This is a genomic window from Paenibacillus solani, assembly GCF_001277345.1.
Lineage (GTDB): Bacteria > Bacillota > Bacilli > Paenibacillales > Paenibacillaceae > Paenibacillus_AQ > Paenibacillus_AQ solani.
Genome location: NZ_LIUT01000001.1, coordinates 1,585,765 through 1,602,885 on the forward strand (window position 1 = coordinate 1,585,765; position 17,121 = coordinate 1,602,885).

Annotated in this window: 22 protein-coding genes; 17 read left to right on the forward strand and 5 right to left on the reverse strand. The window is 45.0% G+C overall.

The features are described 5' to 3' along the window. Window positions 1–10: 10 nt before the first annotated feature. Complete coding sequence (locus AM231_RS07215) at window positions 11–865, reverse strand: polysaccharide deacetylase family protein (RefSeq protein ID WP_054401972.1); 855 nt, start codon at window positions 863–865, stop codon at window positions 11–13. Window positions 866–1,031: 166 nt separating this feature from the next. On the opposite strand from AM231_RS07215, the gene AM231_RS07220 reads away from it, so the two are divergent. From AM231_RS07220 to mobB, 7 genes are all read left to right on the forward strand, one after another. Next, window positions 1,032–2,054, forward strand: coding sequence for an NADH:flavin oxidoreductase/NADH oxidase (locus AM231_RS07220; RefSeq protein WP_054401974.1), 1,023 nt, complete (start codon window positions 1,032–1,034; stop codon window positions 2,052–2,054). Window positions 2,055–2,137: 83 nt separating this feature from the next. Next, a complete protein-coding gene (locus tag AM231_RS07225) occupies window positions 2,138–2,806 on the forward strand; it encodes a PspA/IM30 family protein (protein ID WP_054401976.1) in 669 nt (222 codons plus the stop codon). Between the two features lie 199 nt (window positions 2,807–3,005). After that, a complete protein-coding gene (locus tag AM231_RS07230) occupies window positions 3,006–3,410 on the forward strand; it encodes a DUF350 domain-containing protein (RefSeq protein ID WP_054401981.1) in 405 nt (134 codons plus the stop codon). A gap of 30 nt (window positions 3,411–3,440) precedes the next feature. Further along, window positions 3,441–3,947 carry a DUF4178 domain-containing protein gene (locus tag AM231_RS07235; protein WP_054401983.1) on the forward strand — a complete coding sequence of 169 codons (507 nt, stop codon included), beginning with the start codon at window positions 3,441–3,443 and terminating at the stop codon, window positions 3,945–3,947. Window positions 3,948–3,957: 10 nt separating this feature from the next. Continuing rightward, window positions 3,958–4,689: a DUF4247 domain-containing protein gene (locus AM231_RS07240; protein WP_054401985.1), complete on the forward strand. Its 732-nt coding sequence runs from the start codon at window positions 3,958–3,960 to the stop codon at window positions 4,687–4,689. 202 nt (window positions 4,690–4,891) lie between these two features. Then, window positions 4,892–6,181, forward strand: coding sequence for a molybdopterin molybdotransferase MoeA (locus AM231_RS07245; protein WP_054401987.1), 1,290 nt, complete (start codon window positions 4,892–4,894; stop codon window positions 6,179–6,181). Then, window positions 6,178–6,681 (forward strand): molybdopterin-guanine dinucleotide biosynthesis protein B, encoded by a 504-nt coding sequence (gene mobB / locus AM231_RS07250; RefSeq protein ID WP_054401988.1) that lies wholly within the window; start codon window positions 6,178–6,180, stop codon window positions 6,679–6,681. The genes AM231_RS07245 and mobB overlap by 4 nt, the downstream gene beginning before the upstream one ends. Before the next feature lie 15 nt (window positions 6,682–6,696). Here the strand turns inward: mobB and xerS are convergent, their stop codons facing one another. Next, on the reverse strand, window positions 6,697–7,779 hold the full coding sequence (xerS, locus tag AM231_RS07255) for a tyrosine recombinase XerS (protein ID WP_054401989.1): 1,083 nt from the start codon (window positions 7,777–7,779) through the stop codon (window positions 6,697–6,699). Between the two features lie 145 nt (window positions 7,780–7,924). Here xerS and AM231_RS07260 point away from each other — a divergent pair, with 145 nt between their 5' ends. From AM231_RS07260 to AM231_RS07275, 4 genes are all read left to right on the forward strand, one after another. Further along, complete coding sequence (locus AM231_RS07260) at window positions 7,925–8,428, forward strand: GNAT family N-acetyltransferase (protein ID WP_054401990.1); 504 nt, start codon at window positions 7,925–7,927, stop codon at window positions 8,426–8,428. A gap of 391 nt (window positions 8,429–8,819) precedes the next feature. Further along, window positions 8,820–10,163, forward strand: coding sequence for an ABC transporter substrate-binding protein (locus AM231_RS07265; RefSeq protein WP_054401991.1), 1,344 nt, complete (start codon window positions 8,820–8,822; stop codon window positions 10,161–10,163). Window positions 10,164–10,274: 111 nt separating this feature from the next. Beyond that, on the forward strand, window positions 10,275–11,132 hold the full coding sequence (locus AM231_RS07270) for a carbohydrate ABC transporter permease (protein ID WP_054401992.1): 858 nt from the start codon (window positions 10,275–10,277) through the stop codon (window positions 11,130–11,132). A gap of 21 nt (window positions 11,133–11,153) precedes the next feature. Next, window positions 11,154–12,026: a carbohydrate ABC transporter permease gene (locus tag AM231_RS07275; protein WP_054401993.1), complete on the forward strand. Its 873-nt coding sequence runs from the start codon at window positions 11,154–11,156 to the stop codon at window positions 12,024–12,026. A gap of 441 nt (window positions 12,027–12,467) precedes the next feature. On the opposite strand, the gene AM231_RS07280 is transcribed toward AM231_RS07275, so the two are convergent. Beyond that, complete coding sequence (locus AM231_RS07280; protein WP_054401995.1) at window positions 12,468–12,929, reverse strand: Hsp20/alpha crystallin family protein; 462 nt, start codon at window positions 12,927–12,929, stop codon at window positions 12,468–12,470. Between the two features lie 120 nt (window positions 12,930–13,049). On the opposite strand from AM231_RS07280, the gene AM231_RS07285 reads away from it, so the two are divergent. The 5 genes from AM231_RS07285 to AM231_RS07300 are packed head-to-tail and all read left to right on the forward strand — an operon-like array spanning window position 13,050 to window position 14,758. Next, window positions 13,050–13,271 carry a spore germination protein gene (locus AM231_RS07285; RefSeq protein WP_054401997.1) on the forward strand — a complete coding sequence of 74 codons (222 nt, stop codon included), beginning with the start codon at window positions 13,050–13,052 and terminating at the stop codon, window positions 13,269–13,271. 18 nt (window positions 13,272–13,289) lie between these two features. Then, window positions 13,290–13,517: a spore germination protein GerPB gene (locus AM231_RS28015; RefSeq protein ID WP_082341557.1), complete on the forward strand. Its 228-nt coding sequence runs from the start codon at window positions 13,290–13,292 to the stop codon at window positions 13,515–13,517. Between the two features lie 47 nt (window positions 13,518–13,564). Then, on the forward strand, window positions 13,565–14,179 hold the full coding sequence (gene gerPC / locus AM231_RS07290; protein WP_054401999.1) for a spore germination protein GerPC: 615 nt from the start codon (window positions 13,565–13,567) through the stop codon (window positions 14,177–14,179). Next, a complete protein-coding gene (locus AM231_RS07295; protein ID WP_054402001.1) occupies window positions 14,160–14,345 on the forward strand; it encodes a spore gernimation protein GerPD in 186 nt (61 codons plus the stop codon). Before gerPC ends, AM231_RS07295 begins: the two co-directional genes overlap by 20 nt. Beyond that, the gene (locus AM231_RS07300; RefSeq protein ID WP_054402004.1) at window positions 14,342–14,758 is read left to right on the forward strand and encodes a spore germination protein GerPE; all 417 of its coding nucleotides are present in this window, start codon (window positions 14,342–14,344) and stop codon (window positions 14,756–14,758) included. The genes AM231_RS07295 and AM231_RS07300 overlap by 4 nt, the downstream gene beginning before the upstream one ends. Before the next feature lie 78 nt (window positions 14,759–14,836). Here the strand turns inward: AM231_RS07300 and tlp are convergent, their stop codons facing one another. Continuing rightward, complete coding sequence (gene tlp / locus AM231_RS07305; RefSeq protein ID WP_053493763.1) at window positions 14,837–15,064, reverse strand: small acid-soluble spore protein Tlp; 228 nt, start codon at window positions 15,062–15,064, stop codon at window positions 14,837–14,839. A 225-nt stretch (window positions 15,065–15,289) separates the two neighbouring features. Here tlp and AM231_RS07310 point away from each other — a divergent pair, with 225 nt between their 5' ends. Next, window positions 15,290–16,585, forward strand: coding sequence for a YCF48-related protein (locus AM231_RS07310; RefSeq protein ID WP_054402006.1), 1,296 nt, complete (start codon window positions 15,290–15,292; stop codon window positions 16,583–16,585). 256 nt (window positions 16,586–16,841) lie between these two features. Here AM231_RS07310 and AM231_RS29435 read toward each other — a convergent pair. Beyond that, on the reverse strand, window positions 16,842–17,121 hold a 280-nt coding region (locus AM231_RS29435), incomplete at its 5' end, for a hypothetical protein (RefSeq protein WP_207383540.1).

Sequence of the window (17,121 nt, forward strand, 5' to 3'; positions counted from 1 at the left end):
CTATTTCACACTAACGAGACTCAGAAACACCCAGCATATCCGGCAGTGTTACCAGGCTGAACCCTTTCCTCTGCAGCTCGGAAATGATATCTGGCAGTGCTTCAATCGTCCCCGTTAAATCGGAGCCTACGCCGCCTCCAGCATGCTGGAGCACAATGGAGCCAGGTCCGGCCGCTGACAAAATGTTATGTTTGACCTCTTCCTTTTTGAGCCCTTTCCAATCGAGGGAGTCGACATTCCAGTTGACAACTTTGTAGCCGTTTTTTCGCGCCCATTGAAGTTGTTCTTCATTAATATCCCCATAGGGTGGACGGATTAAGCGAGGATTGACCCCTGTCAAAGATTTCAAAATGGTGTCGGTACGTTCGATTTGACCTTTAAATTTCTCGAAACTCAGCTTATTCAGTTGTGCATGGTTATAAGAGTGATTACCAATGGCATGGCCTTCCTTATGGATTCGCTTCATCAGATCGGGGTGTTTCTTGGCCCGTTCTCCAACGGCAAAAAAGGTTGCTTTTACTTGATGCTGCTTGAGGATATCCAATACCTTGCCGGTAAACCGCGGGTCGGGAACATCATCAAAGGTGAGAGCCACCTGTTTGATCCTGGGTCCGCTAGAACGAAAGGTATCGGGGTATTTTTTCAGTAATTGGCTTAAGCTTGGCGGCTTCCGGCTTGACCGGTCATGGTTATGTTTGGACAGATCCCTGAGTTGATCTGCTTCCGAGATAACGGAGGCAGAGGCATCATGTGGTTGACCTGCTAAGTTATGTAGATCGGATGCGTTTGCTGGCATGCCCGGCATTATGAGAAAGAACAACATGATCCACAGAAAGCAGCTTCCTGTGCGGAATCGATTGAACATCACGATCAGCCCCTTTCGCATTTTAGTATGGTATACCCCACTGAACCATTAATTATCCTCAATCTGGGAGGGCAATGATTTTTAGTTTTTCCTTGGAAAGGTGTATAATAACCCGTAACGGATTTTATTACATCTGGATCATTTGGATATGGAAGGAGATAATCGCTTGGCTGACTTGTTTACACCTTACAATTTCAAGAATTTGACTCTCAAGAACCGGATTGTTATGCCACCGATGTGTCAATATTCCGTGAAAGCTGAGGACGGGGTTCCGAATGATTGGCATTTTGTCCATTATGTCAGCCGTGCCGTAGGAGGTACCGGCTTAATTATTGTAGAGATGACAGGCGTTCACCCTGACGGGCGCATAACGAATAAGGATACGGGGATATGGGACGACAATCAAATCCCGGCATATCGCCGTATTGTGGAAAGTGTACATGCATATGGAACGAAGATTGGCATCCAGCTTGGACATGCCGGGAGAAAAGCTCAGGATGCAGAGCCCTCGGTATCCCCTTCACCGATTCCGTTCAGCTCTCATTACAAAATGCCGAGGGCGCTTTCAGGTCCCGAAGTGGAAGAGCTCATTCATGCCTTCAGGGAAGGTGCGCGCCGCGCGGTAGAAGCCGGATTTGACACAGTGGAGATTCATGGCGCTCATGGCTACTTAATTCATCAGTTCCATTCGCCTTTAACAAACCAACGCAGCGATGAATATGGCCAAGACCTGCCCCTGTTTGGCGAGCGGGTTGTTCAAGCCGTGAAGGAAGTGCTGCCGGAAGGCATGCCAATCATCATGCGTGTATCTGCCAAAGAATATGTGGACGGTGGTTATGACGTTCAATACTGTGCGGAGGTTTGCAAACGATATCGGGATGCCGGTGTAGATATTTTTCATATCTCCTCTGGTGGAGAAGGGCAGGTTGGCTCAAACGGCGGGCCTGAAGCAAAGCCCGGATATCAGGTGGATCTGGCCGCAGAGTTCAAACAGCTGCTTAAGGTACCTGTTATTGCTGTCGGACTGCTGGACGATTACCATGAAGCTCAAGAGGTGATTTTGTCAGGCAAGGCAGATATGGTTGCGATTGGCAGGGGCATGCTGCGTGATCCGTATTGGGCTGTACATGCTTCCAAAGCTCTTGATGGGGAACAGAAGGTACCTAAGCCGTATGAACGAGGTTATTAAAAAAAATGAAACCGTATTGGATCATGTAACGTAAATATATTTTATAAACCGCAATTAATAGTGAAAGCGAGAGGAAGAGAACGATGTCCATATTTAAAAGACTGCGCGATTTAACCATGTCCAACATTAACGCCATTATCGACAAGGCCGAAGACCCAATTAAAATGACGGATCAATACATTCGGGATATGACCGAGGATCTCGAGGATGCTGAGAAGGCTGTAGCTTCCCAAATTGCCATCGAGAAGCGCTTTAAGGCTCTCTACGAAGAGCAGGAAGCACTGGTGGAGAAACGTATGCAGCAAGCACACACAGCTGCTCAAGCGCAAAATGTTGATCTTGCCCGCCGTGCATTGGAAGAGAAGAAGGCTGCTGAAGCAAAACGTGATGAATACAAAGCCAGCTATGACCAGAATAAACTGGCAGCTGATAATCTTCGCAGCAAGCTGGAAGAAATGCGCAAGCAGCTCACAGCGATGAAGAATAAACGCGAGACTCTGGTTGCTCGCTATAATGCAGCTAAAGCACAGACCGAAATCAACAAAGCGATGAGCGGCTTTGGATCCGATACCGCTTCCGCCGGATTAAAGCGGATGGAAGAGAAGATGCTGGCTATGGAAGCACGCGCTGAGGCAAGCAATGAGATGTCGACGGGGGAAAAATCCCTTGATGAAGAGTTCGAAAATCTCGGGAAAGACAAAGTGGTTGAAGATGAGCTAGCAGCTTTGATGAAGCAATACGAAAACAAGTAATGTTTTTCAAGATCTGACAGGCACATCGGTTTGATAGGCGAGGGAGAAAGCAGCAGGTTTGTATCAAGCTGTGCATCTCCTTCGCTTTTGTTTGATAAGGAACATCATGGAAACGTCCAGGAACAATTTCGGGTCTGGCTTCTATTGGAACAACAGGATATGAGTAAAGTTTGAATGTTGAATGTGGAGGCTTAAGAAGATGGATTTTGATATGATCTTACGTGTTTTACTATGGACAGCTGTCGGGGGATTGCTGTTGTTTGTTCTGATGTTTGTGGATTCCCTCTTTACCAAATATAACGATCTCGAGGAAGTTAAAGCGGGAAATATGGCAGTCACCACGAGACTGATTCTTAAGCTGTTCGCTCAAGGTTATATTTTATCCGTGTCGATCAGTACTTCGTATCATCTGCTTGAAGCGATTGTGGTGTCTGTCGTTTCATTCATCATATTGCTCGCTCTTGAGGCACTGACGGAGCTGATGCTGCGAAATTTCGGGAAGCTGAATCTGGATAAAGGAACCCGCGAAGGCAAGACAGGCTACGGACTGTTCGCAGGCTCGCTGCACGTAGTCGGAGCGTTAATTATTACCGCTTGCCTATAGAACGCATAATGAAGATAGGGGACAGGAAAGATGAGTATGTGGAAAAGAATCAGCAATTTGTTTAGCAAACCCGAGCCACCTAAAGTAGAGAAAAGCATGCTCCAGCTGGCTCCCGGCGATATATGCGAAGTGTCTTTGGTTACTTATGAAGTGACGGGCCGTGTACATAATCGCGGTCGCAATGCGGTAGTCTTGACGCTTCAGGATGGAAGCACCATTGCGTATCTTCATATCGAAGAGCGAGAAAACATTCAATACGCATTATATACTCCAATCGACGGCAGGCTGGATTCTCTGGATGAGGTACCATCCATCCTTGAGCTGGACGATCATGTATTTCATTTGGAGGAGGAATATGGCGGGCATGTCTCAATAACCGGCCGCACGGCCTTTACCCAAGGTGGCGAGCAGCATGTATGGCAGTATCAAACAGATGATTACAAGCTGCTGCGGATCGAATGGCAGAATGGACGGTTTATGTTATATGAAGGCGAGAAAGTGATACCGGGGGACGTTCGAGTTATCCGGGCGACTTAGGAGTGGTGGCATGAAGGAACGCTCTTTTTTATCAATCAAAATCATACTGGTACTGAGTCTATTCGTATCGTTATTGAGTGGATGCGGCGCTCCGAATATTAAAGATACGTATCCGCTTGAATCCGTTAACCGGGACGGCAATGCGACCTCCTATGTTTATCGGGCGGAGGGTAAAGGTGTTCCCGAAGTTGCAGGCGAATTAATGGCGGCTCAAACGCCTGACCAATCGTCTCCGGAGAATGTCGAGCGGATGTTCTTGGTATATGGAGATGATTATTATCATTTGCAGCAAGACCCGCAGAAGCCTGCGGATACACTGATTGAAATTGACTCCAAGGAGTATGTTCAGCGCAACTATGACTCCAGTTTTCTGCAGGGCTATTTAACAGCCGTCTTGATTGGAAACTTATTTGATTCAATGGGTGGGGGCAGCTACAGGGGTTATACGAGTAAAGATGTATACAAACCGGCTCAGGGTACCTACAAAAAGCCCACAAGCCGTGATAAAAAGGTTGCCCCGCCGCTGACGGTGGATCGAAGCGGCAAGATTACGAGGCGTGGCCAGGATTCAGTTGGCAAGGGCGGAGGCCTATTTCAACGCAATCCGGCTCCCAGTGGGGACCGCGGCACCATCAAGCGTGGAGAGAGTGGCGGCGGATTGTTTGATTCTCCAAAGAAATCATACACCAAGCCGAAAACTCGAAGGGGTTCCGGGAAAATAACCCGCAGAGGACGAAGGTAGACGAAGAACAGAGAGCAAAGCGTACGGTTTTGGAGCCGTACGCTTTTTTTGCCGAATGAATTGATCCGCGGAGGGCGGTTACCCTGCTGTTTATTATAGTCCCCAAGGAAAGTGAAGGAAGCGAAAGCCCAGTTTAACGTTCAACCAGAATGTAGTACAGTAAGAATGTCAAAAGCATTTTGTCATAAGGAGAGGACTTGCTGTGAAAGATAGAGATCCGATTTCGGCTCAGAGCCGCCGTGATACATTTAACAGACGAGCATTACAAGTTTCAGATGCACAAACGTTGTCTATATCGTACGTAGAACGTGTTCATGAGGAGTCTATTCCGCTGCAGGATAGTGATGGTCGGGTACTGGCTTCAGATGTCATTGCCCCCCATCCGTTCCCGGCTTTTGCACGTTCGGGTATGGATGGTTATGCTGTGCGGTCAATAGACACCGCAGCATGCGATCCGGGAAAGCCGATCTGGCTGGAAGTTGTCGACCATATTCCTTGCGGGTATGTATCGTCCATCCCGATTGAGCAGGGAAAGGCTTCTCGCATCATGACAGGTGCCCAAGTACCTGAAGGTGCAGACGCCGTCGTTATGCTCGAAGCAACGGAACTTCGTACTGAGAATGGCAGGTCCTATGTCGGCTTGAAGAAACCGATCGAGAAAGGAAAAAATATTACGCCGCTCGGCTTCGAGCTGCAGGAAGGCGATTTGATTCTTCGCCGCGGAACTGTAATTGGACCGGGAGAAATCTCAGTTCTGGCAACGTTCGGTATACATACAGTAAAAGTATATCGCCAGCCTGTGGTAGGTATCTTCTCAACGGGAACCGAATTATTGGACATTACCGAGCCGCTTGAACCCGGCAAGATCCGGAACAGCAATACCTACATGCTGGCATCCCAAATCCGGGAAGCTGGCGGAATACCAATGATTATGGAGGCAATACCGGATGACGTACAGCTTGCCCGGGAGAAGGTGGAGGAAGCACTGCAGCTCTATGATATAGTCGTCACAACAGGCGGCGTCTCTGTTGGCGATTACGATATTATGGGAGAATTGGTGACATCCGGCGAACTGGACATGCTGTTTAATAAAGTAACGATGCGCCCGGGCAGTGTCACAACGGCTGCGGTCAAAGAGGGGAAGCTGCTCTTCGCGTTATCGGGCAATCCCGGGGCCTGTTTTGTAGGATTTTTGCTGTTCGTCAGACCTGCCATTCGAAAGATGCTCGGGATGGAACAGCTATATTTAACAGAATGGACGGCAGAGCTAGGTGCTGATTATTCTAAGGTGAATAACTTCACTCGTTATGTCAGAGGGAGCCTCGACATTCAAAATGGTAAACTTGTAGCTACACCTGCATCTCTTGATGAATCAAGTGTAATGATTACAATTAAAGACAGCGATTGCTTGATTGTGACCCCGCCGGAGCTTCGAGGAGCTGTCAAAGGTCAGAACGTGCAGGTGCTTGTGCTGCCTGGGGCCTGGACATGAAGATCATTCAGTTCTGCGGGTATAAGAATAGCGGCAAGACCACGTTGATTACCGCACTGATCCCCTTGTTGAAACAGCAAGGGCTTCGGATTGCGGTTATCAAACATGATAGGCACGGGTTTGAGATGGATCATGAAGGAACAGATACGTACAAATTTCGTGAAGCGGGCGCGGAGGGGATCGCCATCGCTTCACCTGGACGGACAGCGATTCTGCGGGAAGCGGAGATGGAGCTGGCGTCTTTGATCCAGTTATACAGTGACTATGATCTGGTGCTCGTCGAAGGCTATAAGATGCAGCCATATCCGAAGCTCGTACTGCTGCGTGGACCCGAGGATATCGAGCTAGTGGATCAAGTCGAGGAAATCAGAGGGCTTGTGGTACGTCCAGACATGTTAAAGGAACCGTCTGCCCTGCATCCCATACAGCTGCGGACAGCGGTTCCCTTGTTTACCTGGAATGACACGGAACGAATCACTTCGCTGCTGCTGTCATTATAGATAGCATTTTCAGACTCATTCATCGGCACGACGTTCAATGGCTTGGGACATGGTTTTGTCCGTCAAATGGGCATAGACTTCCGTCGTTTCGGTCGAAGCGTGACCCAATTGTTCCTTGGTTTTGTATATATCGTTCTGCAGGTAGTAATCGGTTGCGAATGAGTGGCGCAGCTTATGTACGGTCAGGGAAGGTTTGCCGAAACGTTTGGCATACTTGATGATCATTGCCTGAATCGCCCGTTTGGTCATTCGCTGCCCTTCGCTTTGACCGTTTCGCAGCGCGACGAAGAGAGCCTTTTCTTTTTTTGGTACCTTATAGCGAGCCTGCCGAATCTGCATGTAATATTCCAGATCGTCTTTGGCTTGCGCTCGAAAGTAGACGGGGGTCTTGAAGGTTTCGTCATTGTTTCCCTTACGGTATACATGCAGCATTTTGTTGTTAAGGTCGATATCTGCAAGATTCAAATTGACTACCTCGGATACGCGGAGACCCGAGTTTAGTATAAGACTGGCGATGCAGGCATCTCGGACTTTATTTTGCTCATGTGCATAGAGCGCCTGTTTATTCTTCTCCACATCAAGCGCGTATCCTTCGTGGATGTAAGCAATAAAGTCCTGGAGTTCATCCTCTTCCAGTATTTTTCCTTTTAATTTGGCTGCCGTATCCTTGGGTTTATGAATTCGCTTGATTTCTACTTTGGCCATAATATTGCGCTTCAGAAGCGGATAAAAGTCTTCATCTTCCGCAATTTGGCTTAAATAATGAAATAAGGAGCGCAGCGAAGACAGTTTGCGGGATACCGTAATTCTGGAGTTAGTCCCTTCGCGCCGCGTCGTAAGATACAATCTATAGCTGGTGATACTCTCCATGCGCAGTGTTTCCAGCTCCAACAATGACACTTCACGGTTTGAGGCAGCTTGCGATAAACCCTCCGAGCGGAGCCAATTAAAGAATGTCTCATAATCTCTTACATATTCAAGGAGTGTTGAGGGAGAGAGATCCGGAAGCTTATAGTCAATAAATTGTTGTACGAACCATGGCATGGATGGTGATTTTTCATCGAGTCTTGTACGGTCTATATCTTTTTGTATATTCATGTTTCACCTCAATGATTGTCATGATCGGCATAATTATATTCTAGTGTAACATATGAAATGACCATCGTGCCTGCATGCTGAGAAACTGTAACTTGCATGCACAACACTCGATTCGCTAATGGATGTCACCGAGGGAGGCGGCAGCATGATCTTAGACGCATCAAAACGTATGGGAATTGAACTTGTTCCCAAGAGAAAGCAAGCTGTAATCGTAAATCTCATGCAGTTGTATCTCTATGATTTTACCGAGTACCTCGATATATCGGTAACTGATCAGGGCTTGTTTTTACCATATCCCGATCTGGATGAATTCTGGAAAAAACGGGAACGAAAATACCCTCATTTAATTACATTTGATCATCGGCCAGCAGGCTTTGCATTGATCGAAAAGATGGAGAAAACAGGGGAAGCCGATTATTATATGACGGAATTTTTCGTAATGCGGAAATATCGGCGAACGGGCTTGGGAACTTGGGCAGCTACCTGTTTATTCGATTTATACCAGGGACGTTGGAAGGTTACCCAAGTAAGCAACAATATACCCGCCCAAGCCTTTTGGCGCAAAGTGATCGAATCCTATACTGGCGGCCGTTATGATGAATTTATAGATCCGGTTCGTAACAACCCGTCGCAATTTTTTAATTCTTGAAGAAGCATGGACCGAGCCGGATTTTAGTCTAGCACTGATAATAAGAGAGTGATATAAGTTGAAGAGCAAGGCCCATCCATATTGCCATGGATGGGCCTTGCTTGTTTAAGGAAAGGAGAGATTACATATTAGCTTAATTCATCATATGAAAAATTCACAATAGAAAAATTGATCCGTCTTGCTTAGCCATTTCGCACTTTACCCTTTATTCAGTTCTCCCGGCAATCATTTTGGTATTTACTGGTTGAAATGGGCATATAGTAAGTAGCTTGGAGGAATTTACCCCCCTCAAATATGAATGTCCCCCTTTGAAACCAGTAGGGGTTGGAATAAAATTTTGGTAGACAGCAAGATTTACATAGGTTCTAAAAAATACTTAGGGGGATTACAAATGAAAAGAACTTCCATGTTACTCATGAGTGTCATGTTGCTGCTTTCCATGCTGCTTGCGGCATGCGGTGGTGGTAAAAGCGGCACATCTGAGCCTGCTCCAGGAGGAGAAACAAAGCCAACCGAAACGGCTCAACCAGAAGAGGAAAAAGATTTCCCTCCGACTACACTCCGTGTGTTCTCGACATTCGGCGGAACTGACGCGGCTCGTGAAGCGTTCCAATCCGTTCTTGATGAGTTCACTGCAGCTCATCCGAATGTAAAAATTGATAACGATACCCTGTCTGCAAACGATGATGGTTTCAGAACCAAAGTCAACACGGACATGAACAGCGGCAATGAGCCCGACTTGCTGTTCTACTTCATCGGTGCTGATGCTGAAGGCTTCGTAAATGCTGGTAAAGTTGTACCATTGAACGAAATTCTTGATGGTGATGCTGATTGGAAAAATGGATTTATTCCAGATGCGCTTGAGCTTGCCAAGCAAAAAGATGGCAATATCTATGCTGCTCCATTAACTGGCTTCTATGAAGGTTTGTTCGTTAACAAAAAGATCTTCGAAGAGAATGGTCTTGAGCTTCCAACAGACTGGGATAAGCTGACCACAGCTGTGAAAACGCTCTCTGCTAAGGGTATCATTCCTTTGTCCGTACCATTTGACCAATCCCACTACCTGATCGAGCATGCAATCTTGTCTGCCGCAGGTCAGGCAGGCCAGAGCAAAGGTCTTCTTGATGGCATTGATCCAAACTGGGAAAAAGCTTACAGCGCTATGAAAGAGCTTTATGATCTAGGTGCATTCCCTAAAGATGCAGCAACAATTGATCTCAGCATGTCCGGTAACTACTACAGCGAAGGACTGGCTGCGATGACGCTCGAAGGATCTTGGGCAGTAGGTGGTTGGAACGAAGATACTCGTGACAACTCCACGGTTGTTCCGTTCCCTACGGTTCCTGGCGGCGCAGGTACAGGTAACGAAATCATTGGTGGATTCGGTTCCGGATTCTATCTTTCCAAAGCTACTTATGACGATACAGGCAAGAAAGATGCTGCTGTCGCATTATTGAAACATCTGACTTCCCCGGCTTCGATCCAAAAGATCGCTTCTGCTAATGGTGGTACACCTGCAGCTGACGTAGAAGTGACAGGATTGGCGCAAGTAGCTCTTGACGGTTTCGCTATGGCAGCTAAAGCAGATGCCATCGTTGCACCGGTTGACAGCAAAGTTTCGCAGGAAACATTTGGTAATCTTCGTGCAAGTGTTCAGCCTGTAGTGGAAGGTAAGAAAACTCCTACACAAGCAGTCGAAGAAGCGAAGAAAACTGAGGACGATAATAAAAAATAGTTTTCATCAGTAACCGTAGATTAAAAGTGACGTACGCCGCCCTTCAGCTTCCTTTCGGGCGGCGTAGTCATTTAGACATGGACGATAAAATAAACATCAAGGGTGATTAATATGAAGGGTGATCGCAAGTATATATTGCTGTTTTTATTACCCACAGCCGCCATCATGACAGTCTTTTTATATTATCCATTCTTTAAAAGCTTGTATTTGAGTTTTTATCGCACCACAGGATTTTTTGACAAAAAGTTTGTGGGATGGGCTAACTATGAGAGACTCTTTACGGATAAGCTGTTGGGAGCTGCAACGCTGCATACACTAGAAATTATGTTATATGTTATCGTGTTCCAGGTAGGAATCGCGCTTGTGCTCGCCGTCATGGTGGATAACATTTCAAAGTTAAAAGGTTTTTATCGAACGGTATTTTTCTTCCCGGTTGTTATTTCAGGAACAGCTATATCCTTGTTGTTTGTGCTGTTCTACAACTACAACTTCGGTCTGTTGAACAATTTGCTCGCAAGCTTCAATATAGAGAAAGTTCTGTGGCTCGATGCGAAAAATGCTCTTAAAGCGGTATCGATTCCAACGGTTTGGCACTATGTGGGCTTCTATTTCGTCTTGTTCATAACGGCTATGTCCAAGATCCCTCAAGATTATTATGAAGCAGCCAAATTGGAAGGAATCACAGGGTTCAAGAAAACAACGATGCTTACTATTCCGCTGATTATGAGCGATGTCAAAGTTGTTATTACCCTGGCGATTACAGGTACAATGAAGGTATTTGATTTCGTGTGGCTGCTCACGAACGGCCAGAATGGTACGGAAGTATTGGGTACGTATATGTACAAAAAAGCTATGGTGGATCAGAACTTTGGATATGGATCAACGGTTGCAATATATATGGTAGTCTTTGGTGTACTGCTTGCAATGTTTGCCAATCGTTTATTGAAAAAAGACGAGATTACATACTAAGCATTATAGGGGTGTACTGTTATGGAGCCAACCATCGTCGTTGAACACAAAACTCAGCGCGTTAGGAAAAGTCGGTTTAGTTTAGGCACCACGTTGATGTACGTGATTTTGACAGCGTGGTCCTTAACAACCATCTATCCTATGTTTTGGATTGTGAACAATTCGTTTAAGGTTTCTCGTGATGTCATGAACAATTCATTTGGCATTGCATGGGAACCGGTATTTTCGAATTATGTAAATGCATTTGACCGCATCAACATTGGACGAAGTTATATCAATAGTTTGGTGATGTCCTTTGGTACTGTGTTCTTGGTATTATTGCTTGGAGGACTTGCAGCTTACGTGCTCTCCAGATTCAATTTTAGAGGCAGAAGAACGATCTATTCCATCCTGTATGCAACCTTGCTGATTCCGGCTTTTGCTACAGTAGTTCCGGTTTATGAAATTCTCATTAAAACCAGCATGGTTAATACGTATTGGGGTCTGATCTTTCCTCAGACTGCAGGGAACCTAACATTTGCGACCTTGGTTATTGCAGGTTATATGTCCACCATTCCGAAAGAACTGGAAGAAGCAGCGTTTATGGATGGTTGTAACCGCTGGCAGATGTTTGTGAAGATCTTTGTGCCCATCTCGCAGCCGGTGTTCGCCTCGGCAAGTATCTTTGTGTTTATGTGGTCATACAACGACTTGTTCTCCGCGTTGATTTTCGTTAACAAAGAGAACGTACGACCGATCGTGGCATTACTGAATGAGATCAGCTCTCAGTATGGAACTGACTTTGGTTTGATGGCTACGGCAGTAGCGTTGACCGTTATACCTGTACTGATTGTCTATCTGTTCATTTCAAAGTATATTCAGAAAGGTCTGACAGAAGGAGCCGTCAAAGGTTAATAATAAGACTGGCAAATCCAACGAATAGGCAAGTCAGGAGGGGACGATTCGTCACCTGTTTGACTTGCCTATTCGTTGTTATGTTTAGATTGTTCCGTTAGGTAGCGTTGTTTTCGTTTAGAGAATTCAATTTATCGCTAGCATAAAGGAATATCTATTTGTAAACAACATGATTATTTCAACATATGAAAAATTCACAACAGAAAAACCTTTATCCATATCTACTCCCATTCCAGTCTACGCAACCCAACCACTCACATAGAAACTACTAAAAAGGTCTAAATGAGGGGGGAGCCTCTTTTTTTAATATCGCAACCTTTAACATGTAGATAGTAACTCAGATTTGAGTCAATATTTCCTGCATACAACATTCGATCCGTTGCATGCAGGTTGATATGAATGGCGCTTCTGGTTGATGTCCTTGTTAATATTGGTCTGATATCACAAGAAACGAATATTAATATCATGAAGCTTGCCAGGCGACATTTTTGGCATTTTAATTTGAAGTGTAGGCTGTCTATAGGTTGCAATGGCTTGCGCTGGCAAAATCGGTACGGGTAATAATATGGTTTGATGTTGTTCTTTTGGCAAGCCATTGATTTTGATCCGCGTTCGGTTCAGCTGAATCCATAAATTTTCCGGATGGATGCGTTTGGGTACATAACACTTCACAACAAGAAAGTTATGAGTATCTAACGTTTCATAGCGAAGTGTGTTCGGGTCAGGCAGAATTTCATTTCCGGCTGACGCTCGTCGTATCGTATCTTTGACATAATCCTCAATGATCGTTGGATCCAGTTGATAGTCCTCATTAAGGTGATTCAGGTCTTTAAATGGAAAGGAATTGTTGTTAAAGAAAGAATCCTGTGTCAACCAGTCTGGCTTTTTGGATCTTGAGCTCACGATAATCCCTCCTACCTTCTATGCATCCATTGTATGGGCGAAGGAATATTAAAGTGACATCTGGGCATTCGACTACATAGGATATAACCAAGCGGAGATTTTAAATGAAGAGGTGGAATTGTGGTTTCAATTATTGGAAATATGAAAATCGTAAACGTGGGCCCCAGTTCTACGGTATTGGTTGGAAATACAGGAGTAATCGATTTAAACAGCACTTCAAAAGCTTATTCTGGCGCCAACTCGTTCACCACCGGAGACAGTATTGGTACGAATATAACAAACAACCAAGCCAGCAGTACGAATACTTTGGATCCGGATCTTATTGATTCGCCTAATGCTTAATTAAGGTTGTGAGTCACATTGAATCTTACGGTACATCAATGCATTAATATACAGCAGCTTAGGATTAACGCGGTGACCAACTCATCGGTACTTCAGATTGGGACCGCAGGCGAGATCCGCGCTTTATCCAATATATATAACACAGGTGGTTTTACGGGCCCTGCTCCAGAATTTGAACCCCCGAATAATACGGCACCTCTGGTGCCGCTACCCGCGCCCATTGAAGGTCTATATCAACCAGAATGAGGTTCATATCATACGCATACAATCATTAGGGAGCGAGGGGGGATTCTATGTATCAGCATCATATCCAGCAATTGTTTTGTTGCCTTCAATCCCAATCAGAGCAGCTTACCAGAATGGAACAAATGCTAAAAGAAATGCGTAATGAAATAAATCAATTACAGCAAGGCAATCAAAAGACGACGGATCACGTCGAATATAATTTTGATTTATTGAAAATTGAAAAATTGGAAGGGACCTTAAACATCGGACTGACACCTTCGGATGGCAAGCCGTTGGAGAATATCACCGTCAATGGCCAGTCGGTAGAACAACTCCAGACTGAAACCGCAGAAAGAGAGTTGTACTCGAATATACATCAGCAGGTCTCTCGCCACCTGGAACATGCAGTACCGGCGCAGATCGAGCGAATGATCCCCCAGTCCAATCATGTACTTGGAGATCCGTATGCTGCTGTGATGATCGAAGATATCCGAAAACAACTAGGAGATCGCATCAACGTTTACTTACAGCAATACCACAATAACAGTTCAGCAATGAATCCCGTAGAAGTTGAGCAAACGATCGCCAATCAAATGAAAAGAGAAATCGAAAAGGCAGTTGAACAGCACCTATATCAATTGCAACAAGAAAAGAGGATTACTAATGAAAATGACGGTCATTAATAAAGAGCTCCGGGTGGGATCAATCCGTATCACCGCAATCTCAAGCTCATCCGTGCTGTTGATCGGAGATACCCGGGTCATTAATAGTAGCTCCATCTATGACACTCCTGCTGAATCTCTTCTGACTACTCCGCTCGTTCCATTATCTCCGGGTACCGCATCATGAAACGCCATGTACTCGTTGATAATGTATATATCATCAATATCTCAAATAGTTCGGCATGCATTTGTGGTGAATCGGGACATATCGATGCCTATACGCGAGCATTGGCGGTTCAACGTCAAGTTCCGGTTTTTTTTGAAGACGAAGGTAATTATGAGGACTACTCGATATTTTCAAGATTCATACCTGGATGGCAACTGCCATCAGAAGTAGAATTAGACATTATAAATGAATATAAAACGATTCATGTGGAATGCCTGGATGTTACAGCGACGGCATCTTCATCGGTTGTGCAGCTAGGCTCGAACGATACGATGGAATTGGAATCAAGGGTAAAGGCAATCAGGCACTTTATTACGGATGCGCCCCAGGAATTAAAGGATTATGTAGGCGTCATAGTCAGACAGAGTCCATAATGGGGGCACTGCTCTCATATGACAAAATAACAGGGAGGAGCTTCATAAGCTCCTCCCTGTTATTTTGTCATCCGTGAATTACTCTCCTTGCTGATGAGCTGCCTCGTCTTTGATTTCTTCCCGGAAGCCGGAAATACTGTGTTCGCGACGAGCGTTGCGATCTTGAATTTCTTCCTTCTCACTTGCAGGAATCTCATCTCCGAACTCTTCGAGATAATCCTCGGCTTCGCGGTAGTTTTCAATGGTGTTATGAACAGCTTGTTGCAAATGCTCTACATTGTCTTTGCGATTATCGGGTTTAGCCACGTAATTTCACCTCCAACATTTTTAATAACTAGCTAATCATTCACATCTCAAAGGTTTCCATGATGGTATCCTCCTTATGCATAAATAAATAAAACCAGCAAAAAAGATACATTATTGTAAATTCTACAAGTCGGTTCTTTACAAATCAGTTAGATGGAATGTGGTATAATGTCGAAATAGTAATTGTACAGCTGATGTTGAAATGATGATGAGGAGGAAGAATTCTTGAGATCAAGTCGTTTTATATTCTGGCTCGGTATGCTAATGATGCTGACACTGATATTAGCTGCCTGTACTTCAGAACCGATAAAACAACAGCAGACGGCTCCAGCAGAAGCCCCTCCCGAAACGGTTGAAGATGTAGAAGAAGGTCAGACAATAACAATTGTAACGCCCGAAACAGCCATGAAAGCACCTGAAGAAAAAAGTAAGTATCAGATACATACACGGTTGACGGATTTCCATCTCTTAAGCGAATCGACAGGAATTGCATGGGGGATAACGGATACCGCACTGCGTCTATATATAACCGAGGACTACGGGGAGACGTGGGTTGATATTTCGCCTTCTTCCAACGTTCAGTTTGTTGATAAGCTCGAGTATGGAAAAGATATCGTGTTTACGGATAAAAATCATGGCTGGATCATTCGCAACAAACAGAGATCTGCCGAGACGATATTGCTCAATACGACGAATGGTGGAGATACCTGGAAGCTGTCTTCGTTGCCCAAAACAGGTATTATCTCAGCGATGTCTTTTGTATCATCCCAACAAGGCTGGATTATGGCGAAGGGAGATTTATCACCTGGCGCAGAAGAGAAAACGCTATTTCATACCAGCAACAATGGAGAAATTTGGGACGAGATCATGCAGAATACCGAATATCCGCCTTCTCGAATTCCAGGCAGCGTAATCCCACGAACAGGTTCAATCATTGGTTTAACCTTTACGGACCCGCTCGTCGGTTTTGCGACGATTCGAGAAATGCAATATTCCAAATTATATATTACTCGTGACGGTGGTCAGAAGTGGAAGTCTTCTGGACAAGTATTTAAAAGTAAACGGTTAGACCAATGTGGATCGGTATTCGCCGGAGCCCCTAAGTTCCTCGGAAATGGCAGTAACGGTAAAGAAGTCTATATCCCTGTTAGCTGCATAAGAGATGATCAGGCGAGCTTTATGGGGTACTTTACGACGGATACAGGGAAGTCATGGAATCTGGTATCCTTTCCTATGACAGGTAATCCTGAAAAGGGGACGATACAGCCTGTTTTTTACCGGATCCATGACGGATTTAGAATGGTGAATGGCATTGTCTATCATTCCAAGGATATGGGGAAAACTTGGACACCCTTCCCTAAGAGCAAGCTGTTGACCAATAACCTAGCGAAATATCCAAATGTGGTAAAACTGCAATTTACATCTCCGAAGGTCGGTTGGATGCTAATTGAAACAACAGACAAGAAACGATCACGTCTTATGAAGAGCAGTGATGGTGGAAGAACCTGGCAGGGTATTTAAAGAAGTGCACCGATTGGCTGCATAATGTGGAGATGATTTCTGCAAGGACTTTATCGATTGAGGTTATTAGGATCGATAAAGTCTTTTTAGACACAATTTTGTGAAATAAATCACAAACTTTATCGTTTATATATGCTACTATAAAGATGTAATCAAAGACAATTCCAAAAGGTTCTGGAAGGGGACGATAATCATGTTTACAGATCAAACGACTATTAACTTTCTCCGCTTGTGCTACCATTGCGATGATGCTTGTTTATGTGAAACGGAAGAACAATGCCTGGCTTGCTGGAACGAGCAGGAAGAAATACCACAGGATCATGAACTGGCAGGGGAAGACGAAACAACGAAATGGTTGCGAATGGTTCACGCTTAACATGGAAATTAGAATGGGTAATGGAACAAAAGTGGTATCCAGCTCCCCATAAAGCCGATGACTGTCAAAGAACAGACATCGGCTTTTTTGGGTGCGCCCGGCATGGGCGATAACTTGGCGGTGAAAGTCCGCTACAGGCTTGGCAGTAGGAACTGTTAGC

Coding starts and splice junctions, on each gene's coding strand:
- gerPC (WP_054401999.1), top strand. CDS start 13,565: ATGTATCAGCATCATATCCAGCAATTGTTTTGTTGCCTTCAATCCCAA.
- AM231_RS07270 (WP_054401992.1), top strand. CDS start 10,275: ATGAAGGGTGATCGCAAGTATATATTGCTGTTTTTATTACCCACAGCC.
- AM231_RS07295 (WP_054402001.1), top strand. CDS start 14,160: ATGAAAATGACGGTCATTAATAAAGAGCTCCGGGTGGGATCAATCCGT.
- AM231_RS07230 (WP_054401981.1), top strand. CDS start 3,006: ATGGATTTTGATATGATCTTACGTGTTTTACTATGGACAGCTGTCGGG.
- AM231_RS07265 (WP_054401991.1), top strand. CDS start 8,820: ATGAAAAGAACTTCCATGTTACTCATGAGTGTCATGTTGCTGCTTTCC.
- mobB (WP_054401988.1), top strand. CDS start 6,178: ATGAAGATCATTCAGTTCTGCGGGTATAAGAATAGCGGCAAGACCACG.
- xerS (WP_054401989.1), bottom strand. CDS start 7,779: ATGAATATACAAAAAGATATAGACCGTACAAGACTCGATGAAAAATCA.
- AM231_RS07260 (WP_054401990.1), top strand. CDS start 7,925: ATGATCTTAGACGCATCAAAACGTATGGGAATTGAACTTGTTCCCAAG.
- AM231_RS07275 (WP_054401993.1), top strand. CDS start 11,154: ATGGAGCCAACCATCGTCGTTGAACACAAAACTCAGCGCGTTAGGAAA.
- AM231_RS07240 (WP_054401985.1), top strand. CDS start 3,958: ATGAAGGAACGCTCTTTTTTATCAATCAAAATCATACTGGTACTGAGT.
- AM231_RS07235 (WP_054401983.1), top strand. CDS start 3,441: ATGAGTATGTGGAAAAGAATCAGCAATTTGTTTAGCAAACCCGAGCCA.
- AM231_RS07225 (WP_054401976.1), top strand. CDS start 2,138: ATGTCCATATTTAAAAGACTGCGCGATTTAACCATGTCCAACATTAAC.
- AM231_RS07300 (WP_054402004.1), top strand. CDS start 14,342: ATGAAACGCCATGTACTCGTTGATAATGTATATATCATCAATATCTCA.
- AM231_RS07215 (WP_054401972.1), bottom strand. CDS start 865: ATGTTCAATCGATTCCGCACAGGAAGCTGCTTTCTGTGGATCATGTTG.